At 35.9% G+C, this 25356-nt stretch carries 22 protein-coding genes and 2 riboswitches; of the genes, 16 read left to right on the plus strand and 6 right to left on the minus strand.

The window, feature by feature from the left end; genetic code table 11:
• Positions 1 to 1860: 1860 nt before the first annotated feature.
• The 14 genes from HMPREF1208_RS08690 (at position 1861) to adcA (ending at position 15492) form a co-directional block, all read left to right on the plus strand.
• On the plus strand, positions 1861 to 2295 hold the full coding sequence (locus HMPREF1208_RS08690) for a DM13 domain-containing protein (RefSeq protein WP_016425999.1): 435 nt from the start codon (positions 1861 to 1863) through the stop codon (positions 2293 to 2295).
• A gap of 61 nt (positions 2296 to 2356) precedes the next feature.
• Positions 2357 to 2815 carry a DoxX family membrane protein gene (locus tag HMPREF1208_RS08695; RefSeq protein ID WP_016426000.1) on the plus strand — a complete coding sequence of 153 codons (459 nt, stop codon included), beginning with the start codon at positions 2357 to 2359 and terminating at the stop codon, positions 2813 to 2815.
• On the plus strand, positions 2793 to 3479 hold the full coding sequence (locus HMPREF1208_RS08700) for a response regulator transcription factor (protein ID WP_016426001.1): 687 nt from the start codon (positions 2793 to 2795) through the stop codon (positions 3477 to 3479). Before HMPREF1208_RS08695 ends, HMPREF1208_RS08700 begins: the two co-directional genes overlap by 23 nt.
• Positions 3480 to 4517 carry a sensor histidine kinase gene (locus HMPREF1208_RS08705; RefSeq protein WP_016426002.1) on the plus strand — a complete coding sequence of 346 codons (1038 nt, stop codon included), beginning with the start codon at positions 3480 to 3482 and terminating at the stop codon, positions 4515 to 4517. It begins immediately after the preceding gene.
• Between the two features lie 334 nt (positions 4518 to 4851).
• Complete coding sequence (gene nrdD / locus HMPREF1208_RS08710) at positions 4852 to 6702, plus strand: anaerobic ribonucleoside-triphosphate reductase (protein ID WP_016426003.1); 1851 nt, start codon at positions 4852 to 4854, stop codon at positions 6700 to 6702.
• The gene (nrdG, locus tag HMPREF1208_RS08715) at positions 6699 to 7238 is read left to right on the plus strand and encodes an anaerobic ribonucleoside-triphosphate reductase activating protein (RefSeq protein ID WP_016426004.1); all 540 of its coding nucleotides are present in this window, start codon (positions 6699 to 6701) and stop codon (positions 7236 to 7238) included. Before nrdD ends, nrdG begins: the two co-directional genes overlap by 4 nt.
• A 199-nt stretch (positions 7239 to 7437) precedes the next feature.
• A riboswitch (SAM riboswitch) is annotated at positions 7438 to 7536 on the plus strand.
• Positions 7537 to 7600: 64 nt separating this feature from the next.
• Entirely contained in the window at positions 7601 to 8878 is a 1278-nt protein-coding gene (locus HMPREF1208_RS08720; protein ID WP_016426005.1) for an O-acetylhomoserine aminocarboxypropyltransferase/cysteine synthase family protein, read from the plus strand.
• Between the two features lie 163 nt (positions 8879 to 9041).
• A riboswitch (SAM riboswitch) is annotated at positions 9042 to 9141 on the plus strand.
• Positions 9142 to 9187: 46 nt separating this feature from the next.
• Positions 9188 to 10567: an LLM class flavin-dependent oxidoreductase gene (locus HMPREF1208_RS08725; protein ID WP_016426007.1), complete on the plus strand. Its 1380-nt coding sequence runs from the start codon at positions 9188 to 9190 to the stop codon at positions 10565 to 10567.
• A 10-nt stretch (positions 10568 to 10577) separates the two neighbouring features.
• Positions 10578 to 12074, plus strand: a complete 1497-nt coding sequence (locus HMPREF1208_RS08730) for a sodium:solute symporter family protein (RefSeq protein WP_016426008.1) — start codon at positions 10578 to 10580, stop codon at positions 12072 to 12074.
• Positions 12074 to 12202, plus strand: coding sequence for a hypothetical protein (locus HMPREF1208_RS12530; RefSeq protein ID WP_016426009.1), 129 nt, complete (start codon positions 12074 to 12076; stop codon positions 12200 to 12202). Before HMPREF1208_RS08730 ends, HMPREF1208_RS12530 begins: the two co-directional genes overlap by 1 nt.
• On the plus strand, positions 12189 to 12578 hold the full coding sequence (locus tag HMPREF1208_RS08735) for a tautomerase family protein (RefSeq protein WP_016426010.1): 390 nt from the start codon (positions 12189 to 12191) through the stop codon (positions 12576 to 12578). The genes HMPREF1208_RS12530 and HMPREF1208_RS08735 overlap by 14 nt, the downstream gene beginning before the upstream one ends.
• Position 12579: 1 nt before the next feature.
• The gene (locus HMPREF1208_RS08740; protein WP_154840317.1) at positions 12580 to 12762 is read left to right on the plus strand and encodes a hypothetical protein; all 183 of its coding nucleotides are present in this window, start codon (positions 12580 to 12582) and stop codon (positions 12760 to 12762) included.
• Between the two features lie 170 nt (positions 12763 to 12932).
• A complete protein-coding gene (locus tag HMPREF1208_RS08745; protein ID WP_016426012.1) occupies positions 12933 to 13625 on the plus strand; it encodes a type 1 glutamine amidotransferase domain-containing protein in 693 nt (230 codons plus the stop codon).
• Between the two features lie 289 nt (positions 13626 to 13914).
• A complete protein-coding gene (gene adcA / locus HMPREF1208_RS08750) occupies positions 13915 to 15492 on the plus strand; it encodes a zinc ABC transporter substrate-binding lipoprotein AdcA (protein ID WP_016426013.1) in 1578 nt (525 codons plus the stop codon).
• A 173-nt stretch (positions 15493 to 15665) separates the two neighbouring features.
• Here the strand turns inward: adcA and HMPREF1208_RS08755 are convergent, their stop codons facing one another.
• Positions 15666 to 16562, minus strand: a complete 897-nt coding sequence (locus HMPREF1208_RS08755) for a fructose bisphosphate aldolase (protein WP_016426014.1) — start codon at positions 16560 to 16562, stop codon at positions 15666 to 15668.
• A gap of 431 nt (positions 16563 to 16993) precedes the next feature.
• Here HMPREF1208_RS08755 and HMPREF1208_RS12130 point away from each other — a divergent pair, with 431 nt between their 5' ends.
• On the plus strand, positions 16994 to 17140 hold the full coding sequence (locus HMPREF1208_RS12130) for a hypothetical protein (protein ID WP_016426015.1): 147 nt from the start codon (positions 16994 to 16996) through the stop codon (positions 17138 to 17140).
• 340 nt (positions 17141 to 17480) lie between these two features.
• Here HMPREF1208_RS12130 and HMPREF1208_RS08760 read toward each other — a convergent pair whose 3' ends face one another.
• Both HMPREF1208_RS08760 and HMPREF1208_RS08765 read right to left on the minus strand, forming a co-directional pair.
• Positions 17481 to 18158 carry an acetolactate decarboxylase gene (locus tag HMPREF1208_RS08760; RefSeq protein ID WP_016426016.1) on the minus strand — a complete coding sequence of 226 codons (678 nt, stop codon included), beginning with the start codon at positions 18156 to 18158 and terminating at the stop codon, positions 17481 to 17483.
• 499 nt (positions 18159 to 18657) lie between these two features.
• On the minus strand, positions 18658 to 19593 hold the full coding sequence (locus HMPREF1208_RS08765; RefSeq protein WP_016426017.1) for a ketopantoate reductase family protein: 936 nt from the start codon (positions 19591 to 19593) through the stop codon (positions 18658 to 18660).
• A 319-nt stretch (positions 19594 to 19912) separates the two neighbouring features.
• On the opposite strand from HMPREF1208_RS08765, the gene uhpT reads away from it, so the two are divergent.
• Positions 19913 to 21292 (plus strand): hexose-6-phosphate:phosphate antiporter, encoded by a 1380-nt coding sequence (gene uhpT / locus HMPREF1208_RS08770; protein WP_016426018.1) that lies wholly within the window; start codon positions 19913 to 19915, stop codon positions 21290 to 21292.
• Positions 21293 to 21385: 93 nt separating this feature from the next.
• Here the strand turns inward: uhpT and HMPREF1208_RS08775 are convergent, their stop codons facing one another.
• Genes HMPREF1208_RS08775 through HMPREF1208_RS08785 form a run of 3 tightly spaced genes read right to left on the minus strand, consistent with a single transcriptional unit; the run spans position 21386 to position 24622 of the window.
• Positions 21386 to 22123, minus strand: a complete 738-nt coding sequence (locus HMPREF1208_RS08775; RefSeq protein WP_016426019.1) for a response regulator transcription factor — start codon at positions 22121 to 22123, stop codon at positions 21386 to 21388.
• Entirely contained in the window at positions 22116 to 23672 is a 1557-nt protein-coding gene (locus HMPREF1208_RS08780; RefSeq protein ID WP_016426020.1) for a sensor histidine kinase, read from the minus strand. Before HMPREF1208_RS08780 ends, HMPREF1208_RS08775 begins: the two co-directional genes overlap by 8 nt.
• A complete protein-coding gene (locus HMPREF1208_RS08785) occupies positions 23669 to 24622 on the minus strand; it encodes an extracellular solute-binding protein (RefSeq protein WP_037559561.1) in 954 nt (317 codons plus the stop codon). The genes HMPREF1208_RS08780 and HMPREF1208_RS08785 overlap by 4 nt, the downstream gene beginning before the upstream one ends.
• Positions 24623 to 25356: the final 734 nt, after the last annotated feature.

A 25356-nucleotide genomic window follows, 5' to 3' on the forward strand; every position in this document is an offset into this window, starting at 1 on the left:
CAATGCCACTTTTCAATAGTGAAATTGCTTAAATAGATTGCGTACCGAGTCGAGACTCCCGAGGCATAGAGCCGAAACCGAAAATCCATTTTGGCTTCTTATGAGCTACAATAAAAGCCAAAATTAGTTGAGGTAAGGCGCCTGGGAAAGCGAGACTCGAAGAAGCAATCGGAAGTTTGCGACTTAATTATTATAGACACATAACCACCATATAAAGTGTACAGCCCTTCTTTTTTATACATAGACCATATATAGCATTGGTTGAGATATATTCAAAGGTCTTCGGTAGTATCGAGTTGCTACTCAAAGTGAAGTGTCTGTCATTAACATGTGTAAGGTGGAAAGTCGGAATATCAAGAAGGAGACTCAATCAAAAGGCAAATAAAATAAGGGACCCCAGATGTGAGATGAAGCACATCTGGGGTATAAAGGTTTTAAGATTTTAAGATGATTTTTAATTATCTAGAGTTGTAAAAATGATACTAGATGTTTCGAGACTATTGATATATACGAAAGGGAGTGTATCGATATACCAACAATCCGCGCTACTATAGAATCAAGTTGTAATTATTTGGAGGTGTTACGCTTATAGGGGTATGGCGTAACGACCATCGTGTATCACTATGCTAAGGGCTATTTGACATAATGATACATGTGCTCTTAGTGACATTATCATATTGTCGGTAGAATCACATGTACTAGAGGGATGACATGCGATTTTGTTATGACAATTCACTAGGAGTTCATACCTGTTGTTTAATCTTACTTTAGCTATGGAGGATAAACATTTCTGTTGTAACAATCCGCCATCTGTTAATGGCCTAAAATTGTTCAACTTGGCTTTTACTTGTTAAGGGAATATTAATTCTTGCCTACTGTTGTCCTTTAAGGAATGACTGATATGTGTATGATTTTGACCCTTTGCTGAAGTGACCTATACGATAGAAAAATAAATCATGTCGAATTTGTAAGTCATGTTTAAAAATGGCTTCAAATTGAATTGTGTGCACACAATCATTGTCATTACGACGACAAATTTAGATTTCTATAGCAATCGAGATAACTACCAACATAAAATATGAAAGTATGAATATCTCAATTGTCATGTTCAAAAGATGCACGTGACTTCATTAATTTATTCAAAACGTTCATACGGTCATCACAGAGTACGCATGAGACCATGCCTTTGAGACCAGATGAATCATTGTAAAAAAATGATAAGTGGACATTCACTTGTTATTCACGTATATCAATTTGAACACTTTTAAGATAGCATATAATTTTAGCTTTGTAAATCAAAAAGTTAGGCAAACCTAAAAATATTTATGAATGATGCTATTTTATAGGGTTTATTAGTATTTTAGAGAAATAAAATAGTGCCATTTTTAGCAATAAATTTATATGAAATTCGAAGCGTATTATTGTGAGAAAGTAATCTATTAATATAAGAAGTAAAATATTTAAAAGCCTGATCGTGACGTGTAATGACTGATAGAGTGTTCTTTTGAAAAAGTCTTTGATCATTACATTTAACGGTGAGGTTTATTTTTTCTGTCGTATAAAATATTTTGTCATAAGATAAACTCAATCGATAAGATAAATCAAAAATAAAAGAGTTAAACATGATTGAGTAGATGTATTTGCCTGGCAAGTAAAGGGGAAAATGCGGTATTTACGCCACTTATAACCTTCATCATCTTATATTTTGTTTCATTCTTATATATATAAATAATTGGAAAATATATAAGAAATGACTGTTAATAATTATTTAAGAATTATTAATACCTAGTTTATGTCAATCAACAATCACGTTATTTACAATGATACATGTAATATCAATTTAGAAAGAAGGAATTATTTATGAATATAAAAATGGCTTTAGTTTCAGGTGCATTAGCGACAACATTTTTATTAGGTGCTTGTGGCAATGACAACATGGACAAAAAAGAAGACAACAAAGCTGAGACATCTATGCAAGATAAAAATGTAGATAACTCAAAAGTAATGAAATCAGGTACTTTTAAAGGTGAAAACAACGAAACAGTTAAAGGTAAAGCTGAAATCAAAGACGGTAAGTTAATGTTAACAGACTACGAATCATCAAAAGGTCCAGACTTACACGTTTACTTAACTAAAGGTAACGACATCAAAAAAGGTGAAAAATTAGACGAAGTTAAGTATGACGAGTCTACACAAACTTTTGACCTTAAAGGTGTTAAAGCAGAAGACTACGATACAGTGACTATCTACTGTGACAAAGCACACGTTATCTTCGGTTCTGCAAAACTTAAATAATCATCAAGACAAACATCAAGTAATCAACAAGAAACAACATCAATAAGAAAGGAGTGAAGATATGTCGATAGCTTATAAAGTCTTAATTCTCCTTATTCGTTTAGGCTCAGGTTTTTATATACTGATGCAAGGCTTTGAAAAGTTAACAGGTGGATTTGCAATTGACGGGCTTGTGTCAGTCATTCGTGACAACCAAGATTCCCCCCAATGGTTTAAGACATTTTTCGAGTTCGGTGTTGCAAATCATTTAGAACTTTTCAAGTGGATGGTACAACTTGGTGAGATTGCCATTGGTTTAGGTCTCATTTTAGGTGTGTTATCTTACACTGCGAGTTTCTTTGGCGTGTTCATTATGTTAAATTATATTTTAGCTGATATGATTTTTACTTACCCAGTGCAACTTTTATTCTTTGTCATTTTATTAATGAATAAAGAAACATTAGCGGCAATTAGTTTAAATCATTTCATCAAACGTAAAAATATAAGGAATGATGAAAATGGCGCACATACTCATAGTTGATGACGAGCAAGACATCAGAGAAATCTGTAAAACTTATTTCGAATATGAAGGCTATCACGTTTCAACCGCATCTAATGGCGTAGAAGCAATGGAATTGTTGGATACCCATGTGGATGTCATGGTAATTGATATCATGATGCCCGAGATGAATGGTTACGAAGTTGTACGTGAAATGAAGAATAAAGGACTCGACATCCCATATATTTATCTAACTGCTAAAACGAGCGAACATGACACCATCTTCGGTTTAATGTTGGGGGCTGATGACTATGTCAAAAAACCATTCAGTCCACGTGAATTAGTCATACGTGTTAAAAATCTTCTGCACCGTGTCAACGTCACAAGTCCTTCCACACAAGACACGATTCGCTGTGGAAAACTCGTATTAAATAATTTAACTAAAACCGTAGAATTAGAGGGAGAACTTATCCCATTCCGCATCAAAGAGTTCGAATTGTTATGGCATTTTGCAAATAATGAATCAGTCGCATTGTCCAAGACAGATTTGTTAGAACAAGTTTGGGGTTATGAGTATTATGAAGATATGAACACGCTTAATGTTCATGTCCATCGTATTCGCGAAAAACTAGAAAAATATGGCTATGACGACTATATTATCGCAACGGTATGGGGTCTAGGCTATAAGTTTCAGAGGCAGATTTAAATGACGATACGTAAACAATTAATCTATTCGTTTATCGTTACGATTATTACAACGACATTTTTATTTTATACATTATACAAACTGATGTGGTTTGACGGACCACTTACAATTCTTTTGACATTGTGTTCATTCCTTTCCGGTATGATGACACTAATTATCGGTATCTTTTTTACAGTTCCCATGATAAAAAAGATTGAAAAGTTGAATGAAAAAACACAGAAAATCGCAAAAGGCCAATTTGAAACGGAGAAACTCAAAATTAATGCCCCTAAAGAAATAAAAGAATTGAGTGAATCCTTTGATCAAATGGTCGATAAAATTCAAGAGCAAATGAATTTAATTAAAGAAGAGCAAGAAGAAAAAATGAATATGGTGCAAAATCTCGCACACGACTTAAAAACGCCCTTAGCGAGTATTAAATCCTATTCAGAGGGATTACGAGATGGCATTATTCATAGTGAATCAGATACACAAAAGGCCTACAGTATCTTAATTAATCAGTCAGATCGACTATCAAGAATGTTCGATGATATCACAGACGTCATCACCGTTAACTACCAAGAAAATGAACTGACGCAAATTCACATTGATCAACTATTAATCCCTATTTTTGAAGTCTACTCACAACGATTACAACATGAACAAAGAGAACTAGACATAAAAATAGCAGAAAATATCAAACCTTTCACACAAGATCAGCGCGCAATAGAACGCATCATCATGAATTTCATCGACAACGCGCTTAAATTTTCAGAACACGGTTCGCCCTTAGCCGTAGAGGTCTTTGAAGTAGATGATGAAATCGCAATTTCGATTTCTGACTCAGGTATTGGTATTCCAGAATCAGATATTAAAAATATATTTGAAAGAACTTTCAGAGTCGAAAGTTCAAGACACAAAGATACAGGTGGTTCCGGACTTGGCTTGTACATCGCTCAAACATTGGCGCATCAAATCGGTGGTCATATAGAAGTTGAGAGTACGTATGGTCAAGGAACGACAATCACTTTACGCTTCCCTCCACAAGATAGATTATAATTTCTCAATAACAATATTTCTCTAACCTTCCATAAATTTATAAATAGATAAAACGCTAGGATCCTCCACAAGTCCTAGCGTTTTTTATGATGTTCAACACTTTAAGCACTTTCCCCAATCAAAAAGAAAAGATGAAACGTGATATAAACGTGCAGCCTTACAAAGAATTTAGGCATTTACTTCAAATTTCCAATCCAATCTAACGCAATATTTTGTTCACATAATGTTTGAAAAGAAATGACAAATTCGTAAATCTGTCAGTTATCATTTGAAAAACACTATATATGGTGTTTATGATTATTTATAGATACTATATATAGAAAAGAGTGATATTTTGACACAACTGGAAAAAGAACTTACTGGTTTAATGACAAAAGATCCTACAATAGTAAATGAAAATGCAAACAAGGATAGTGAAACGTTTTCAACAATGCGTGATTTGACTGCAGGGGTAGTCTCAAAATCGTACGCTTTAGATTATTTACTGCCAAAACACGTGGCAGAGGCACATCGAAAAGGGGAAATACACTTTCATGATTTAGATTATCACCCATTTCAGCCGTTAACAAATTGTTGTTTAATCGATGCTAAAGGGATGTTGGCGCAAGGCTTTCAAATTGGCAATGCTCAAGTCACATCTCCTAAATCGATACAAACAGCAGCGGCACAACTCGTTCAAATTATTGCGAATGTATCGAGCAGCCAATACGGGGGTTGCACAATTGATCGAGTAGATGAATTATTAAGTACATATGCGAAATATAACGAACAAAAACATCGTGATATTGCGCAACAATTTGTAGACGAAGCGCATATTGAAACTTATGTCGATCAACGTGTGACACAAGATATTAGTGATGCGATTGAAAGTCTAGAATATGAAATCAATACATTATATACATCTAACGGACAGACCCCTTTTGTGACTTTAGGCTTTGGCCTTGGTACGGACGAACTCAGTCGCAAAGTCCAAACAGCAATTTTAAAAACACGGATTAAAGGGTTAGGTAAAGATCTAATCACAGCCATCTTCCCAAAACTCGTCTTTTCAATAAAAAAAGGAACGAATTTGGCACCATCAGATCCAAACTATGATATTAAGCAACTAGCTTTAAAATGCTCTATGAAACGCATGTATCCAGATATTTTAAATTACGATAAAACGGTAGAGTTGCTTGGTGATTTTAAAGCACCTATGGGTTGTCGCTCATTTTTACCGGCTTGGCAAAATGAAAATGGTGAATATGAAAATAGTGGCCGCTGTAATTTAGGTGTCGTCACTTTAAATGTGCCACGTATTGCGATTGAATCAGAAGGCGATATTGAACGTTTTTGGATTTTATTTGATGAACGGATGCAAGTGCTACATGATGCATTGGCTTATCGTATTGAACGTGTGAAAGAAGCCGTGCCAAATAATGCGCCAATTTTATACAAACGCGGTGCTTTTAAATATCGTCTTGATGAAAACGATTCAGTGGATGCTTTGTTTAATAAGCAACGTGCGACTGTCTCTATGGGATACATTGGACTTTATGAAGCAGCAACAGTGTTCTTTGGACCTAACTGGGAAACTAACGCAAATGCGAAAGCTTTTACACTTGAAATTTTAAAACGGATGCAAGCATATCAATATAGTTGGACTGAAATGCATGACATTTGGTTTAGTATTTATAGCACACCAAGTGAGTCTTTGACAGATCGCTTTTGCCGTTTAGACTACGAGGCGTTTGGTTCGATTCCTGATATTACAGATAAAGGTTATTATCAAAACTCATTTCATTATGATGTGCGGAAAGACGTGACACCGTTCGAAAAATTAGATTTTGAAAAAGATTATCCGCATTTTGCAAGCGGTGGCTATATTCATTATTGTGAATATCCTAAATTAGACCATAATGTGAAAGCGCTTGAAGCGGTGTGGGATTATTCATATGATCGCGTGAGCTATTTAGGTACAAATATCCCAATCGATCGTTGTTATGACTGTGGTTTCGAGGGAGACTTTGAAACAACTGAAAAAGGTTATAGTTGCCCACATTGCGGAAACCATAACCCTGAAACGGTTGATGTTGTTAAACGGACATGCGGTTATTTAGGTAACCCTGTACAACGACCAATGATTGAAGGGCGTCATAAAGAAATGTGCGCGCGCGTGAAACATATGAAAGCGAATCCCTCATGATTGCACAAAAAATAAAAAAAGGTGCAGGTTATATTGCTAAAATCGAATACCAAAGCTTCGTCGATGGAGAAGGTGTACGTTGTAGTGTCTATGTTTCAGGTTGCCCGTTTTTATGCGAAGGTTGTTACAATGTGGCAGCCCAAAATTTTCGATATGGTGAACGGGCAACGGAAACATTGATATCGGAAGTGTTAGATGCGTGTGCGCCGGAATATATTTCAGGATTAAGCATTTTAGGGGGCGAACCTTTTTGTAATTTAGATATCGTTATCCCATTAGTACGTGCTTTTCGAAAACGCTACGGTAGCCGGAAATCAATTTGGGTTTGGACAGGCTTTTTATTTGAGTACTTATGGTTTGCACATGATGAACGGACTGCGTTATTAAAACAGATTGATGTCATTGTAGACGGGATGTTCATTCAAAAATTATATCAACCTAATTTGCCCTATAAAGGGTCATTAAATCAACGTGTCATTGACGTCCATCAATTTATTAAAACCGAGATGATTAGTCAGTCGATTTACATCGAATAAACGGACTGCGTGTTGATACTCACAAATGTGATTTTTTCAAATTTTTGCAATTTGTAAGAAAATTCGGATTTGTATATTGACATCGTTAAGGATGTTAGATAGACTTGTTGTATCATTAAAAGCCAATAAAACACCCGCACGGTTATTGTATTGGCCGTTCTATTTGCGCGATACATCTTGCATTTTAACAATTGAATCATACTTATCAAGATTGGTGGAGGGACAGGCCCTTTGAAACCAGGCAACCTATTCAGTTAGGTGCTAATTCCTGCAGGTGATTTAACCTGAGAGATAAGTCTTCTAGTAAAAGTCTATCTTTATCAGGTAGGCTTTTATTTTTTTATTAATAGGGGGAATGTCAAATGACAAGTGATTTTAAATTTGAAACGTTGCAATTGCACTCAGGACAAGAAGTCGATGAAAGTAGCCATTCACGTGCTTTACCGATCTATCAAACAACATCTTTTACTTTTGATGATACGGCACATGCGGCGAATTTATTCGGCTTAGATGAACTTGGGAATATTTATACACGCCTGATGAATCCTACGACGAACGTACTTGAAACACGTGTGGCTGAACTTGAAGGGGGTGTCGCTGGTGTAGCGGTTGCTTCAGGTATGGCAGCTATCACATATGCGATTCAAGCTGTTGCACAGAAAGGCGATCATATCGTAGCCAGTTCTACATTATATGGTGGGACACATACACTTTTCACACATACGTTACCTAAATATGGGATTGATGTCACAATAGTAGATACGAAAGATGTCAGCAATATAGAAAATGCGCTTCAAGAGAATACGAAGGCATTATTTGTAGAAACGATTGGGAATCCAGAAGGTAATGTCGAGGATTTCGATGCACTTGCAGCAATTACAAAAGCGCAAGGTATACCACTTATTGTTGATAATACATTTGCGACACCTTATCTTTTACGTCCGATTGAATATGGCGCGAATATTGTTGTTCACTCTGCGACCAAATTTATTGGTGGGCACGGAACATCGATGGGTGGTGTCATTGTTGATGCAGGTAACTTTAACTGGGATAATGGCAAGTTTCCAGGATTAAGTGAACCCGATCCATCTTATCACGGTTTAGTGTTCAGTGAAAAATTTGGAGAAGCCGCACTTGCTTTTAAAATTCGTACAACAATTTTAAGAGATACAGGGGCAGCGATTTCACCATTCAATGCATTTTTACTAACGCAAGGCTTAGAGACACTTTCATTACGATTAGAACGACATGTCGAAAATGCTGAAAAAGTTGCACAATGTCTTGAAAAGCATGATAAAGTCGCATGGGTTAAATATGCGGGTTTACCGACGAGTGAATATTACGCGTTAAAAGAGAAGTATTTACCAAAAGGTGCAAGTTCCATCTTTACCTTTGGTGTCAAAGGCGGATACGAAGCAGGTAAAAAGTTTATTGAAGGCTTAGAATTATTTTCTTTATTAGCGAATGTAGGAGATGCAAAGTCACTTGTCATTCACCCTGCATCAACGACACATCAACAATTGACAGAAGCAGAGCAAAAAGCAGCAGGTATTGCCCCTGAGACGATTCGTCTTTCGATAGGCCTTGAGCATATTGATGATATTATTGCAGATTTGGAAAAAGGCTTTGCCAAAATTTAATTTTTAAGCGTCACACAAAATGAAAATAAAGGGAAATTCATGATCCGGTAGATTGACATGAACGCTTTTAAAGCGTAAGCCACCATGTGAAGGAAGTGATTATTCTACCGGTCATTGTTTTACCTTTCACTTATTAAAAAGTACCCCATGAATATACATCATCGTCTTATCAAGAGAGATGGAGGGACTGGCCCGATGAAATCTCGGCAACAGGATGCATTCACTGTGCCAATTCCAGTAGCGCAATTGCTAGAAGATAAGTCAACTACAGCTATGCCTTATCTTCCTATTTTTTAGGAGGTAATGTTCATGACACGAAAACAAATTCATTTTAACGGATTCGTCCAAAACTCTCCCTCTCCCCATGCTTCAGGTTTATGGAAACATCCAAAAGATAAAGGAGCGACACACCACAATTTAAAATATTGGACGGATATTGCTCAAACTTTAGAACGTGGTTTATTTGATGGTATCTTTATTGCTGATGTTTTGGGCACTTATAGTGTTTACAACCAATCCCATGACGCCGCAGTGAAACATGCAGTTCAACTCCCCGCACACGATCCTATTCCGCTCGTTTCCGCCATTGCAGCAGTAACTGAGCATATTGGTATTGCACCTACTGTCTCAACTACTTATGCACAGCCATATAAGTTGGCACGTCAATTATCTACACTCGATCATCTAACAAATGGTCGATTAGGTTGGAATGTTGTGACGTCTTATTTAGAAAGTGAAGCAGTAAACTTAGGTTTAAAAGAGCGCTTACCTAAAGCGTTACGTTACAACCGTGCAGACGAATTTTTGCAAGTGAGCTATCAGCTGTGGGAAGACAGTTGGGAGGATGATGCAGTGGTTAAAGCGCGAGAGACAGATACGTATGCGGATCCTTCTAAAGTTCATGCGATTCACCATAAAGGTACATTTTTCGATATACCCGGACCGCATCTTGTAGAGCCTTCCCCTCAAAGAACACCTGTTTTATTTCAAGCAGGTGCTTCCGAAAAAGGTAAAACATTTGCTGCAAAGCATGCTGAGGCTGTGTTTACAAAACATACCTCTATTGAATCGTTGCGAACATATGTCACAGACATTCGGACAAGGGCACAACAATTTGGCCGTAATGGAGAAGATATACTTGTTTTTCCAATGGTTTTGCCTATTATCGGTAAAACTGAAGCAGAGGCTTATGAAAAATATGAAGCGCTTCAAAATGAAGTCAGCTATGAAGGTTCAGTCGCGTTGTTAAGCGGACATACAGGTATTGATTTTTCTCAATATGATCCAGATGAATATATCGAAAATATCGAGACCGAAGCGATGCAAGGCAATCTCAATTTATATACAAAAGATCCACATCGAAAATGGACATTGCGAGAAGCGGTGAAAAATCACGGGCTAGGTAATGGGACGGCTAAATTCATCGGCACACCCTCACAAATTGCTGATCAATTGGAATTATGGGCGAATGAAGGTGGTGCGGACGGTTTTAATATTGCACAAGCTTATTCTCCAGGTACATTTGAAGAATTTGTGGACTTAATCATTCCTGAATTACAAAAAAGAGGCATATATCGTACAGAATATGAAGGTAAAACTTTACGTGAAAATATGTTTGGCAAAGGCCATACGAAAGTGAAACCAACACATCCAGCACGAAATAAAAAAGCCAATTTAGTAGAGATATAGGGGGATGATTATGAATGACGTTAAAGTGTATACATGGATAGGCTTTATTGTTTTTATGGCGCTTATGATTACGGTAGGTTTTGTCAGTTCTAGAAAGATGAACACTATTTCAGATTTTGCGACTGGCTTCGGAAGGATTGGCCCCCGTACGCTAGGGTTGTCTTTTGCGGCAACGTATTTAAGTGCTGCAACCTTTCTAGGTTATCCAGGATGGTCGTATGCGTGGGGACTCAATAATTTATGGTTGTTTTTAGCGATGTTTATCGGTGGCCCTACAGGTGTTTTAATGGTCGCTAAAAGAGTCAGATCATTAAACACAAAGCAGCAATCCCTCTCACTACCAGATTGGTTGGGCGATTTTTATGACAGTCCTATTTTACGCGTTGGTACGGCTTTGATTTTATTATTTAATATTTTCTATATCGCAAGTCAGCTTGTAGCAGGTGCTTTGATTTTCAAACATTTACTCGGTATGAGTTACTTTTCAAGTTTGATTGTGATCACAGTCATTGTTGTCCTTTATGTTTACGTAGGTGGTGCACTTGCAGATATTTATACCGATGCCCTACAAGTCATCATTATGGCAGTCGCTGGACTCGCCATTTTTATCTCTGGCATTGTGCTGTTTTGGAAAGGGAGCATTCATGAGACGTTTTCAGGAATTGCGCAAAACTTAGATCATCAAAATCATCACTTAGTCCAAGTTTTTAATCCTGAATCCATTCACTTTCATTCTTTTACAATGATTATCGGTGCGATTATTATTCAATGGGCTTTTGCGTCAGCGCCGCACTTATTTAATAAAATTTTAGGTCTAAAAAGTGAAAAAGATTTAGGACGCATGGTACGTACTTATATCATTGTGATGGCTTTATGTTTGCTTGTTCTTTTTGGCGGCATTTATAGTCGCGTAGCATTAGGTGGGCAAGTCGCCAGTTCAGACTTAGCCTTACTACAATATATAGAATGGGCGTTTCCTGCTGCCATAGTTGCTTTATTCGGTGTCGTTATACTGGCAGCAGCTATGTCAACGACAGATGGCTTATTTGTGTCCATTTCTACAGTGTTTGCGAATGATTTATTTTTAAAACTGATTGTCAAACAGAAGTGGGTAAATATTGAAGGAGAGAAAGCCAATCGAATTGCTTTTCGTATTAGTCGTGTTTCTGTACCGATTGTGGGGCTTTTATCATTTTTGTTAGTTTTGAAACCACCGCTCTATATGAGTGACCTCATGTGGATTGGGATTTCCGGTATTGCAGCCGGTACAATGGGTCCTATTTTACATGCGGTATATGCGAAACGAAAAGCACCTGCCCGCGCAGCAGAACTTTCGATGGTTGTAGGTTTAGTGTCCTATCTTATCGTTTATTTTGGCGGTTTGATTCCAAGTACAATGTCTGCCGGTGCTGTTGCTACTGTTTTGGGCATACTGACGATTACTGTCACTTCCTCTATCATGCATTATCGAGCGCGCCAAATCTCTGTAGATAAGGGGGAAGCATAATGTTTGTAAATGAAATGTTATCCATTTGGCTTTATGGTTTTATAGGAACATTTGTAGGACTACTTCTCGCATTAAAATGGGGTTACTCAAATCATGATGAAAAGGAGAATGATAATGCCAATCATTAAAATAGATCTCATCAAAGGAAAAGACGAAGCTTATATTAAGGAAGTTTTAGATATCTCATATGAAGTGATGCTAGAAGCCTTTCATGCCCCAGTGGGTGATCGCTATCAAATTGTGACGCAACATGAAGCGTATGAGATGCAAATTTTAGATACAGGCTTAGGCGTAGAACGGACGACAGATGTGTTAGTTTTTACGCTTATCACGCGTCCAAGAACGGAAGAACAAAAAACGATTTTTTATCGCAAGTTGGTAGAATCATTACATCAAAAATTAGGTATTCGAAAAGAAGATGTACTCATCAGCCTTGTAGAAAATACAGATGCGAATTGGAGCTTTTTCAATGGGGAGGCGCAATTCTTGAATGGAGATTTATAATATGAAAACAAAAATATCACCTGAAATTTCTCTGCTCTCTTTAGCTGTATTGATTGAAAAAAGAGCGGAGTGGGAAGCATATGAACCGGTCAATACTGCAGCTTATATGATTAAGCAAGAAAAATTAGCAGCTTACAACCAAGCGATCGCTAAATGTCAAAAAACACATCCAGACAACACATAGTGATAAACGGTAAAATCTGATGATGAGAAAAAGATTTTGCCGTTCTTTTTTTGTGCTTATCACTGCCAGAAGGCGTTCTAATATCAAACAGCGCAATTGTTAAGCAACTCATTAAGTGTATCGAGAAATGTTCGTTATAATGGTGAAAAAAGACGAAAGATGTGTTCAAAATGAAAAAGATAATGATAGTGAATACGAGTTATGATCAATTTGACGGCTTTGATTTACCAACAGGTTTATGGTTGAGCGAGCTGGTGCATTTTTATGATGTATTCCATAATAATCCGAATTATCAATTGGATATATACAATATCAATGGAGGCGAAACGCCACTAGATCCTGTGAGTATGAATAAAGTGACGTTAGATCGTTTGACTAAAAAATATTATGAAGATGAAAGTTTTATGCAGAAATTACATCATTCGCCATCCATCGATGAAGCTGATGTTACACAGTATGATGCGATTTATTTTACCGGTGGCCATGGTGTCATGTATGACTTCCGAGGACATGATACGATTGCTCATGCGGTAAACGACATTTACGATCGTGGGGGTATTATTTCTTCAGTTTGTCACGGTGCGAGTGCTTTACTTGAAGTTAAGCGTCCGAACAATCATTTTCTTATCGAAGGGCAACAGTTGACAGGTTTCTCAAATCGAGAAGAAGGTTTAGCACGCCGTAAAAAACAAGTACCATATCAGTTAGAAACTGCATTAAAAGAAAAAGGCGCACTTTATCAAAAAAGCTTAATCCCATTAAAAAGTTTTGTCGTTGAAGCGGAACAATTAATTACAGGACAAAATCCAGCTTCAGCACGAGCTGTAGGGGAAGCGGTCAAACTTAGACTTGATGCAAAATGAAAGCAAGATAGAGAGAATCAGACATAAAGTGTAAGGTGAATAGAGTAGAGACGGTACAGGAGATCAAAATGATTTCTGTTCCATCTCTTTTTTATGATTTTGTCAAAAAGCAATGTCATCCTATACAGTAATGATCAAAGTGAAGCATTTCGGCGCATGAAAAGTAACAGATTTTGCAATTTGTCATTTTTAGAAAATAATGATTTTAAAAATGCATATTGCGCTTATGAAATGTTTAGCGTATAATTTTAAATCGAAATCATTACTATTTTTAGGAGGAGACCACATCATGAAAAAAAGTTTCAAGTTATTAGCGACAGTGGTATTGTCGGGTTCTGTGTTAGCGGCTTGTGGTCAAGGTGACGATAAAGCATCATCAAACGACCAATTAAAAGTAACAACAACGGTTTTCCCATTGCAATCGTTTGTTAAGCAAATTGGTGGTAAACATGTTCAAGTAGATTCTATTTATCCGAAAGGGACGGATTTACATAGCTTTGAACCATCACAAAAAGATATTATAGATGCAAGTAAATCGGATCTATTTATTTATACGGGCGATGATTTAGATCCAGTATCTAAAAAAATAGCTGGGGCAATTAAAAAAGATGATCACAAACTTTCATTAGAGGATCATTTAGATAGAGCAACTTTATTAACGGATCAACATGAACACGGGGAACATGATGAGCATGAGCATGGTGATCACGATGAACATGGTGAAGAAGGACACGACCATGAACATGGTGAAGAACATCATCATCATGGTGGCTATGACCCACACGTATGGTTAGATCCACAATTAGATAAAAAATTCGTATCTGCAATTCGTGATGATTTAGTAAAACGCGACCCAGATCATAAAGACGAATATAAGAAAAATGCGGATAAATTATTAAAAGATTTAGATGGCATTGATCAAGATATGAAAGACATTACAAAAGACCGTCAAGGTAATGCGGTATTCATTTCACATGAATCTTTAGGTTATTTAGCGGATCGTTACGGTTTTGTACAAAAAGGGGTTGAAGGTTTAAATGCTGAAGACCCATCACAAAAAGAATTAACTGAAATCGTTGATGAAATTAATGATACAGGTGCGAAATACATTCTTTATGAAGAAAATATTTCACATAAAGTGACAGATACAATTCGCAAAGAAACAAATGCGAAAACGTTGAAATTCAACAACATGGAATCTGTGACAGATGATCAATCGAAAGATGCGACATATCAATCATTAATGAAAGAAAACGTGAAAAACCTTGAAAAAGCGTTGAATGAAAAAATTAAAGTTAAAGATGATAAAGCAGCAAATAAACATACAAAAGCAATCCAAGATGGTTACTTCAAAGACAGCCAAGTGAAAGACCGTGAACTTTCTGATTATGAAGGTAACTGGCAATCTGTTTATCCTTTATTAAAAGATGGTACTTTAGATGAAGTCTTCAAACATAAAGCTGAAGATAAAGGCGATAAATCTGCGAAAGAATACAAATCATATTATGAAAAAGGTTACAAAACAGATATAGAAAAAATTAAAATCTCAGGTGATCAAATCACTTTCACTAAAAACGGTAAGTCAATGACTGGCACATACCGTTATGATGGTAAAGACATTTTAGATTACAAAGGTGGTAACCGTGGCGTACGTTATACTTTCAAACTTGAAGGTGAAGCGTCTAAAGATTTACCAAAATATGTACAATTTAGTGACCACAATATTGCACCTAAAAAATCTGAACACTTCCATATTTTCATGGGCAATGATCGTGACAAAGTCTTAAAAGAGCTAGATAACTGGCCAACATATTACCCAGCTAAATTGTCAAAAGAAGAAGTAAAAGATGAAATGTTAGAACACTAAAATAGTCATACAAACATACAACGCCTATCAGAGCGCACATTTAAATTGTGCCCTCCTGATAGGCGTTTTTTCGTGATATAAAAAAGTGGAAACACAATTGATTTGAAAAATTGTGTTTCCACGCGATTTGCATTTATAAATTAAATGCGATTCGGTTTAATTTTGTTAACGTTTTACGCTTGTACTTTGTTAACTGAAGCATCGTAAATTGAATCGATTGTTTGGCCTAATAAGCGGTCAAATTCTTCGTCAGATTGGCTTACACGTAAATCGTTAATTAATGCACGAGAGAAGCTCGCAATTAAGCCGTTATTTGTTTTTAAGAATTCATTTGCTTTTTCAAGGCTGTAGCCTCCTGATAAAGCAACCACACGAACAACGTTAGGGTGGTTAATCAATGATTCATATTGGTTCGCACGTGTTGGAATTGTTAATTTTAACATCACGTAATCATCTGAAGCTAAAGCATCTAAATGTTTTTGAATTAATTCTGTTAAGTAAGCTTCGATTTCAGCTTTGTTTTCTGCATCGATGTTCACTTCAGGTTCGATAATAGGTACAAGACCTTTATTGATAATTTGTTGTGCAACTTCAAATTGTTGCTTAATTACTGCGTCGATACCTTCTTTGTTGAATTCTAAGATATTTGAACGCATTTTTGTACCAAAGATTTTATGGTCGTTTGCACGATCTAATAATTGATCAAGTTCAGGCATAGGTTTCATTAATTGAACACCATTTTCAACATCTGCTAAACCTTTGTCAATTTTAAGGAATGGTACAATTCCTTTATCAGCAAGGTAGTCACCTGTATGTTTACCTTTAACTTCACGGTCCATTGTTTGTTCAAATAAGATTGCACCAATGACTTTATCTGAAGTAAATGATGGTGATGTTACGATACGTGTACGCATCTCGTGAACCAATTTAAACATTTCGTCATCATTGTTATATTGGTCTTCGCCAACACCATAACCGCGCAATGCTTTAGGGGTACTACCACCGCTTTGGTCTAGTGCTGCAATGAAACCTTTACCATTTTTCATTTTTTCTAGTTGTTCTTGATTCATACTTCCTTTCACTCCTCGTAACGTGATAATTACACCCTTAGTATGACGAATTTATTAAATAGTTTCAAATAAAAAGATAGCGGTTATTATTTAAAAACCGCTTAAAGTTAGCAGTAATTCAGTAATATTAAGGATTTTTGAGGTTTTGATTTTTAGGTTGACCTAAAAATTAAACTACATCAGTAGTGTGCTAAATGAACACGAAATGTATAAAATGACATCTTAAGCCTGTAAAGTTGTTGCTTGTCATAATAAAACGTTTAAAAGAAATGTATTACAAAAGTGATGTACCTCTATTGATAAATTTAATTGAATGATTATTTTATGAACTTTAAGTAGAAGGAAAAGTGAAATACATTAGAATCTCAGGTTGGAAGTGCGATTAATTTGTGGTATAATAATTATACTTAAAAGTGAAAGAGGTGATATGAATGAGTAAATTGGTAAAAGGTTTAATGTCAACTGCTGCAGTAGCTGTTCTTTTATCTGCTGTTGGTAGCTCATCTGATGCACACGCACTTACTCAAAAAGAATATCAACACTTAGCATCACAATACGCAAACTATTCAAACAATTAATGCGTTCAATACCGATTCGTTTTTGAGTTTTCCCAGTTGTAATCATGGGAGGCACTTTCGCTGAATACATGTTGATGTATTTAGTGGGAGTGCTTTTTATTTTAGCTTCTATATAAAGGGAATTTATAGGCCAAAAGTCATACTGCTAATCATTATTAGTAACAGTATGACTTTTCTTTTAAAAGGCGGTCATTGACATTAAAATTCTTAAGCAAGTACCTCATCAAATGATATTTAATGGGTGAGTATTTTCAATTTTATAATCTGATTATGCACTCGCTATTTTCCAATATGTCCTTGCTTCACTTACGTTCCACAAATCATCAATAGAAAATATACGCTATAATGACAAATGCCTAATAAACAATGGCTCAGCAGCAGGACAGATCATTGTATATCCATCCAAATTTTGAAGTTGGGCGTCAGCATTTGAAACTTTAAAGCTAAGAACCTTGCCTACAAGTTCATGATATTCCGAAACGAAATAGGCACTGAAACCCGGTGGATGAATACCAGTAAAATCATGAGGTGTATAAAGAATCAAAATTGTACCTTTAATTTGTCGCACTGCACGTTCAGTTTGAGGTATATGAAAGGGGCGCTTGAGCGTGTGAGGTGAATGATTTTTAGAATAAACACTTAAGTGAATATAATTAAAATCGCCTGTGAGTTTAGTCATTGAGAAAAGCTGCGTGTTGATTAGCCTTTCCTTGATATGTTGAAAAATATCAACATGTTCCACTTGTTTAACTACGAAGTCATGCTGGGGTCTAAATTGAACAACAGCGCCATACGGCACTTTCTCTTGACCATTTAATCCGTGATGTTCTCCATATTGATTCATATGAACGGGTTGCCCATCAATAATTACAAAATCACCATCAGTATGGTTCAATGTACCAAATCCATAATCACCGTAACGTAATAACTCAGCGATTGTCACTTCGCTTTCATGATGTCCCTCTAATAAGGTTTTAATCGTGCCCACTTGATGTATGTAGTGACGATATTCTTTCATTTAAATCAACCCCTTTGAAGTTGGCGTCCAAAACGCTAAAGATGTAATCATTTTGATCGAATGTGCTTAGTGGTATTCATCTATCATCAAAAACAGCAAAGCAAAATGAAAATAAAATAGAGTTATAAATAAACATTGTTGCTTGCTATATAAAATTATAGAGTGGCTCTGTTAAAAAAGCAATATAATTATGTAAAAATATTTATCTTAATTCATCTTGTTCATATGGATTATATATAAAGTTTGAGTCTATATGTAAAAATATGATATGAATATGTCTTTTTTAATATGAGTGAAAGAAATGAAGGTGTCTTATTTTTAAGTATAATAATGAAGGATGATACGTATAAATAAAGTCATATTATAAAAAAGGAGCGCTAGGACGATTTTCTATTAAAAATCATCTTAGCGCTATTTATTTTGAAATATATCCTGGCTTCTTAAGTGAATGCGTGTACGTGTATATGAAGCAACTGTTAAATCATTAAAGCGTCAGTATTTATTGAACCCATTTCATTTCTAATTGATGGATTAAGTGCGTCAACATATCATTATTCGGTGTTGGAATACCTAGTTCGCGACCATATTGACTGATTTGTCCATTAAGATAATCAACTTCAGTATAGCGACGATTATATAAGTCTTGATGCATTGAAGGATAATGGAGACCTTGTGTTTCTTTTGGATAAGAGTCTTCAATTTTTTGTAAAAGCAATTGTGGGTCTAATTCAACGCCTCGACCATGAGCCACAGCAACGATTTCATCAATAATGGGTTGAATCATTTCACGTGAATGAACATAACTGCCAAATTCATAAATGGTTTTGTTAAGGATAGTGCACAGTGGATTTACAACACTGTTGACAGTCGCTTTACTCCAAATGGATTTAAACACATTATCACTGATTGTAGCGTTAAGTTGTGCATCATTGAAAATTTGATGAATCACTTCTGTACGGTGATCAGCTTGGCCATCTGCACGTTGAAACTCAATACTCCCTGTGCCTTCTAACAGTAATTTTCCAGGACCACGCATGCCAGCAGTCCACATGGTCACGGCAAGGAATATTTGAGTTTGTGGCACAATTTTAGAAAATCGTTCATCATGTCCAAGACCATTCATCATAGTAAGTAAAGCAGTATCAGAGTGAAGGGCATTTCGATCGTATAACGTTTGAAGCATTTCTTCTGATTTCATAGATTTCGTTAAGATAATGACTAAGTCATATGCCTCATTTACATTTTGAGGTAATAGGGCAGGAATTTGAATCGTATAGGTATCTGTTTCTGTTTCGATTTCAAGGCCGTGTTCATTTATTTGATTCACATGTTCTTCCCATGTATCAATCAGTGTCACATCATATCCAGCCTTCTTAATTTGGCTCCCAATACGACCTCCCATTGCACCTGCACCCGCGATAGCGATTTTATTCATAATGACTCCCCCCCTTGTAAGCGTTTAATTTATAAATAAGTGTAAAATTCAAAAGAAACGATGTCAATTATCTTTCTATAAAAGTTACTTAAAAATTTAATAGTAAACTTCTTATTTCATGCAAGGATAAATTAATGTGCTAATAATACAAGATTGAATAAAGTAGACGATATTTACCTTTAATTGTCATAAATAAAATGCTTTTCCAAATATTAAAGTCTTTAGTTCAGTTTTTGGGATAAAACGATAATTTCTAGGATATTAAGCGCTTTCAGTTGATGCTATAGTGAATTTAAAGTGAACACAAGAGGTGAAGGGCATGAACTTTTTTGATATTAAAAAGATTCCTAACAAAGGCATACCGTTATCTATGCAACGAAAATTATGGTTACGTAACTTTTTACAAGCCTTTTTCGTCGTATTTCTCGCATATATGGCCATGTACTTAATTCGAAACAACTTTAAAGCAGCTCAACCTTTATTAAAAGAAGAAATCGGGTTGTCTACATTAGAATTAGGTTATATTGGATTAGCATTTAGTATTACTTATGGCCTAGGGAAAACACTATTAGGTTACTTTGTTGATGGACGTAACACGAAAAAAATTATTTCATTTTTATTAATCCTTTCTGCGATAACTGTATTAATTATGGGCTTCGTGTTAAGTTATTTTGGTTCAGTTTTAGGTTTATTTATTGTACTTTGGGGACTAAACGGTATTTTTCAATCCGTCGGTGGACCTGCAAGTTACTCAACGATTTCTAGATGGGCACCGCGAACTAAACGAGGGCGTTATCTCGGTTTTTGGAATACGTCACATAATATCGGTGGTGCAATAGCAGGGGCGCTTGCACTATGGGGCGCAAATATGTTTTTCCATGGTAGCGTTGTGGGGATGTTTATTTTCCCAGCTGTTATAGCGTTAATTATTGGTGTTGTCACATTATTTATCGGTAAAGATGATCCAGAAGAATTAGGATGGAATCGTGCAGAAGAAATTTGGGAAGAACCTGTAGATCAAGAAAATATTGACGCACAAAGTATGACAAAATGGGAAATTTTCAAAAAGTATATCTTGAAAAATCCGGTTATCTGGATTTTATGTGTATCTAATGTGTTTGTGTATATTGTGCGTATCGGTATTGATAACTGGGCACCACTTTATGTTTCTGAACAATTACATTTCGGAAAAGAAGACGCAGTTAACACGATATTCTATTTTGAAATGGGTGCGCTTGTCGCAAGTTTATTATGGGGATACATCTCTGACTTGTTAAAAGGTCGTCGTGCTATCGTCGCAATTGGCTGTATGTTCTTAATTACGTTCGTGGTCTTATTCTATACGAATGCAACAAGTGTAACGATGGTTAACGTGTCACTCTTTGCATTAGGCGCATTGATTTTCGGTCCACAGTTGTTAATCGGTGTATCGTTAACAGGATTTGTTCCTAAAAATGCGATTAGTGTAGCAAATGGAATGACGGGATCCTTTGCATATTTATTTGGCGATTCTATGGCTAAAGTAGGTTTAGCTGCCATTGCTGACCCGGAAAGAAACGGTTTAAATGTCTTTGGCTATACGTTAAGTGGATGGACAGACGTATTTATCGTATTCTACGCTGCATTATTTATCGGTATTATACTCCTTGGTATTGTCGCATATTTTGAAGAAAAGAAAATTAGAAGCTTACATTTATAAATGAGATTAATAGAGGCAACTCGATCCCAGTAAAAGCTGAATTTGGCTTTCTACACTTCGAGTTGCCTTTTCTTTTTTTATGAACGAATACTTTTACTGTTGTTTCGCATATTCGCTCGGTGTCATATTTAAGTACTTTTTAAAGTGATAACTGAATGTTTTATACTCTGAAAAACCAACTTTGTCTGCAATTTCATAATGTTTATTTTGACTTTGTAATAGTGAAAGTGATTGATAAATTCGATATCGATTTAAATAATCAAGAATTGTAATACCCACATGTTCTTTAAATGTACGCATCAAATAAGATTCGCTTACAGGTAAGGGAGCGATTAGGTCAGAAACGTGACATTTTTGATGAAAACGCTGTTGTATTTGTTGAATCATCACATTGACATAATAATCACCATATTCAACTTTCATCAATGGTTGAAAAACTTCTAATTGTGCAGCAGGGTGTACAGGTTGGAATGCTGTTGCCCATTGCGCTAATAATTGAGTTAATTGTGAAGTGTCGATAGGCTTTAATAAATAATCTAAGACATGGTGTTGAATGCCAGCTTTCATATATTCAAAATCATCATAACTCGATAAAATAATCTTCTTGCAATCATAATCTTTAATCGCATCTAACAATTTTACACCGTCCATGCGTGGCATCCGAATGTCGGTAATCACTAATTCGGGTTGATATTCACGAATCAGTGATAACCCTTCGATGCCATCTTTCGCTAGTAACACATGTGAAAAATGATATTCATTCCACGGAATGGCTTGTTTCAGCCCTTCTCTTATGATTCGTTCATCGTCACAAATCACGACTTTATACATGAGATGACGCCTCCCTTGGTAGTTGATAAGCGATGAGGGTGCCTTGATAAGGTGTTGAAAAAATACGTAATCGCGCTTGTTCTCCGTAACGAATACGTGCTTTATGATTTAAATGATTTAAGCCTAAATGTTCAGTATCAAACACGCTTTCATTCAGTGAATGTCTTACTTCCTTGCATTTTTCTTTAGACATTCCTTGTCCATTATCAGAAACAAAGACACGGAGTGCGTGCTTGCTTTCAGTGATGCGAATACGTATCAAAAGTTTATCATCCGTACGGCCGTGTTTGATGGCATTTTCAACTAAAGGCTGAATCATCATTTTACCGATTTGTGCAGTATATAAATCACTTTGAATTTCGTATTCTAAGTGAATCATATGATCAAAACGCACATTCTGAATTGCGACGTATTGTTGAATATAATCAAGTTCATCTTTGATTTGGACGTGATTAGATTTAACGCGTAACGTATAGCGGAGCATTTGGGATAATTGCTGCACCACTTGTTGTGCGAGTTGAGGGGATAGGGTAATCAAATATTGAATTGTTTGCATCGTATTGAATAGAAAATGCGGTTGGAACTGGCGCTCTATTTCTTTTAATTGAATTTCACGTAAACGTTGTTCCGTATTTTCGATAGAGTGTATCAATTTTTCATTTGATTCGAACAAATCATAAATATAGGTATTGATTTCCTCGAGCTCACTCGGCTGTGCTAAAGGTTGGTAGCGACCGAGATGACGATTTTTCGCATAGTAAATCCGTTGAATAATTGCTTCAATATCTTGGGTTTGCCTTTTCGCCATGTTATGTGCATTAAACAGTCCGAATAAGATAAACAAAATTAGCACAAGTCCCATAATAATGAGCAGTATGATCCCATCCTCTAAGGTGTCATGGATATTTTTAAATTGAATCAATCGATCGCCGTTTTGATTGATTTTGACTGCATCCGATATAAAACCAAATTGAGGAGGTTGCCATTTATCATCGAGACGAAAGTGTTCAGAATTTGTAAATAAAATGTTGTCAAAACGATCCACGATGACTGTAGATTGGCCAGAATCTTTTAAAATTTCATCGATACGTGGCGTTTGTGCCAAGTATATTTGGATAGATGCAGGACCATTTTTAAATGTAACGTTATATGTGTTAAGCAGATAAAGTGTATTGAGTCGTTGATCTTCATAATTGTTTGTCGTTACCTGCTGATGATGTTGTGTCACAACAAAATAAAGTGTTCCGGGTTGTTCATGAATCATTTTAAATAACATCCGGTTCAATGCCGTCAAATCTTGCGAATCAGTCGTGTTGAGCTCTTTAAATGTTGTCTTCAATTTTGAAATATCTAATTCTGTCTGTTGAGAAGCTTGAACAATAGCGTGCTGTGTTTGATTAACGTGCTGTTGTACCGTACGATGCTCCACCCAAATATAAAGCGTATAGAAACTAATTATGCCAATGAGCATCACTAAAAAGACGGGCATGACCGTTGAGAGAAAGAAAGAGCGACGTAATTGTTGACGGTAAGGTTTGTAAGTTTTCATTTTAAACGCTCCAAAAAAGCTTGATGTGTGTCATGGGGCAATTCGGATTCAGAAATAGCAGGGATATCTTTAAGTTTTAATGTGCCTGTTTCCGAAACTTCTGCCACGTCTTTGCGAATCGGTTTGACACCAAATTCTTGCGCTAAACGGGTTTGAACTGCACGACCCGTTAAATATTTGACGAGTGCTTCTCTTTTTGGATTTGGGTGCGCATTATGAACGAGTGCGATGCCATCTATATTAATTACAGTCCCCTCAGTAGGATAGACTAATTTTAAGGGATAACCTTTTTTCATCCATCTACGTGCATCCAGTTCATAGCTTAAGCCTGCATCATAACGCCCCGTCGCAACCTGTTCTACGACTTGAGAAGACTTTTCCAATTGCACGGCATGGTGCTGAAACTGCTTAATTATTTGCGTATTATGATGTAAGTGATATAAAGTACGCATATGTTGGTAACCTGTCGTAGTCGTGTAAGGGTTAGAATAAGCAACACGTTCATTTAGTGCAGGTCGCAATAAATCTTCATAACCTCTGACCGGAATCGACCCTATTAAATCTTTATTGACAACAATCACCGTAGGCATCAACATAAAAGGTGTAACTAAATGATTTTTGGATTGAAAATCATGGAATTTGTCTACATCAAACACTTGGTAGGGGACAAAATCATCTGAATGATCAATGGTTTCACTTAATACGCCACCCACAAACACATCCCCTCGTGCTTCTAATGGCGTTCGATGAATATCTGAAAGTAACACTTGTGTTGAACCTTCAATAAGATTTACTTTCACATCATACTGCTGTTCAAAATCTTTCAAAAGTGGCCGAATTAAATCCTGTGGGTAGGGTGAATAAACAGTGAGTGCATCTTGAAATCGTGAAGGGTCTTGTTGACAACCAAAAAGCAAAAGTAACGCAAAGCAACATATCCATTTTTTCATCATGAGACGTTCTTCCTTATATATGTATTAAAACTATTTTAACGATTTTTAATAAGATTGTAGAGCGTTATGTTAAATACGTATAATTAAATAACCATATGATTTGATTGTTTTAAAGGATAATGTTGTAATTAAAATAATTGATTTTAATTTGACTTTATAGAAAAGAGGTGCAAAATATGTCTGAAAAACAAACAGGTTCTATTACAGGTCGTGTCACTGATAGTACAAAAAGCACAATTAAAGGCACAGTAAAGGATGAAACTAAAAAATAGAGGAATTCGATTTAATGAATAAGGTAGCTTTTTAGCTAGGGCTAAGTGCTATCTTATTTTACTTTATTTGAGATGTAAATAGTTATTGTTGTATGTATCTCTTTAAAAAAGTGATAAGAAAAACTATTGGATTTACTTCTATTTTCTCATTGGGACAAAGAATACTTGAATTGTATACCAATCAAAATGTGAGTGATGTTATAATTAAAAGTAGCACATAGAGACGCACACTAATTATTGTGTTTTTTAAAATCTGCATATTTGTTTTATAACGGTGCGAGTAGGGAATGAGCAATAAAGCTCAATTGATTAACGATGCGATAATCAACTGCTATAAGTATATCGTAAAGCTAAACAGTAGAGTAAAAGGGAGAAAAGGACAGTCAATAGCAACTTAAATGATGCATGATATGCGCCATGTTAATCGTGTTATATGCATACTACTCATTATTATTAGAG

It is taken from the genome of Staphylococcus sp. HGB0015, assembly GCF_000411275.1.
Taxonomy (GTDB): domain Bacteria; phylum Bacillota; class Bacilli; order Staphylococcales; family Staphylococcaceae; genus Staphylococcus; species Staphylococcus schleiferi.

What these genes read in the sequence shown, in the direction of transcription:
- HMPREF1208_RS08735 (WP_016426010.1), top strand. Translation starts at nt 12,189, where the DNA reads ATGCCAATCATTAAAATAGATCTCATCAAAGGAAAAGACGAAGCTTAT.
- HMPREF1208_RS12530 (WP_016426009.1), top strand. Translation starts at nt 12,074, where the DNA reads ATGTTTGTAAATGAAATGTTATCCATTTGGCTTTATGGTTTTATAGGA.
- HMPREF1208_RS08765 (WP_016426017.1), bottom strand. Translation starts at nt 19,593, where the DNA reads ATGAATAAAATCGCTATCGCGGGTGCAGGTGCAATGGGAGGTCGTATT.
- HMPREF1208_RS08755 (WP_016426014.1), bottom strand. Translation starts at nt 16,562, where the DNA reads ATGAATCAAGAACAACTAGAAAAAATGAAAAATGGTAAAGGTTTCATT.
- HMPREF1208_RS08695 (WP_016426000.1), top strand. Translation starts at nt 2,357, where the DNA reads ATGTCGATAGCTTATAAAGTCTTAATTCTCCTTATTCGTTTAGGCTCA.
- HMPREF1208_RS08720 (WP_016426005.1), top strand. Translation starts at nt 7,601, where the DNA reads ATGACAAGTGATTTTAAATTTGAAACGTTGCAATTGCACTCAGGACAA.
- HMPREF1208_RS08780 (WP_016426020.1), bottom strand. Translation starts at nt 23,672, where the DNA reads ATGAAAACTTACAAACCTTACCGTCAACAATTACGTCGCTCTTTCTTT.
- uhpT (WP_016426018.1), top strand. Translation starts at nt 19,913, where the DNA reads ATGAACTTTTTTGATATTAAAAAGATTCCTAACAAAGGCATACCGTTA.
- HMPREF1208_RS08725 (WP_016426007.1), top strand. Translation starts at nt 9,188, where the DNA reads ATGACACGAAAACAAATTCATTTTAACGGATTCGTCCAAAACTCTCCC.
- HMPREF1208_RS08745 (WP_016426012.1), top strand. Translation starts at nt 12,933, where the DNA reads ATGAAAAAGATAATGATAGTGAATACGAGTTATGATCAATTTGACGGC.
- adcA (WP_016426013.1), top strand. Translation starts at nt 13,915, where the DNA reads ATGAAAAAAAGTTTCAAGTTATTAGCGACAGTGGTATTGTCGGGTTCT.
- HMPREF1208_RS12130 (WP_016426015.1), top strand. Translation starts at nt 16,994, where the DNA reads ATGAGTAAATTGGTAAAAGGTTTAATGTCAACTGCTGCAGTAGCTGTT.
- HMPREF1208_RS08775 (WP_016426019.1), bottom strand. Translation starts at nt 22,123, where the DNA reads ATGTATAAAGTCGTGATTTGTGACGATGAACGAATCATAAGAGAAGGG.
- HMPREF1208_RS08740 (WP_154840317.1), top strand. Translation starts at nt 12,580, where the DNA reads ATGAAAACAAAAATATCACCTGAAATTTCTCTGCTCTCTTTAGCTGTA.
- HMPREF1208_RS08760 (WP_016426016.1), bottom strand. Translation starts at nt 18,158, where the DNA reads ATGAAAGAATATCGTCACTACATACATCAAGTGGGCACGATTAAAACC.
- HMPREF1208_RS08700 (WP_016426001.1), top strand. Translation starts at nt 2,793, where the DNA reads ATGGCGCACATACTCATAGTTGATGACGAGCAAGACATCAGAGAAATC.
- HMPREF1208_RS08705 (WP_016426002.1), top strand. Translation starts at nt 3,480, where the DNA reads ATGACGATACGTAAACAATTAATCTATTCGTTTATCGTTACGATTATT.
- HMPREF1208_RS08690 (WP_016425999.1), top strand. Translation starts at nt 1,861, where the DNA reads ATGAATATAAAAATGGCTTTAGTTTCAGGTGCATTAGCGACAACATTT.
- nrdG (WP_016426004.1), top strand. Translation starts at nt 6,699, where the DNA reads ATGATTGCACAAAAAATAAAAAAAGGTGCAGGTTATATTGCTAAAATC.
- HMPREF1208_RS08785 (WP_037559561.1), bottom strand. Translation starts at nt 24,622, where the DNA reads ATGAAAAAATGGATATGTTGCTTTGCGTTACTTTTGCTTTTTGGTTGT.
- HMPREF1208_RS08730 (WP_016426008.1), top strand. Translation starts at nt 10,578, where the DNA reads ATGAATGACGTTAAAGTGTATACATGGATAGGCTTTATTGTTTTTATG.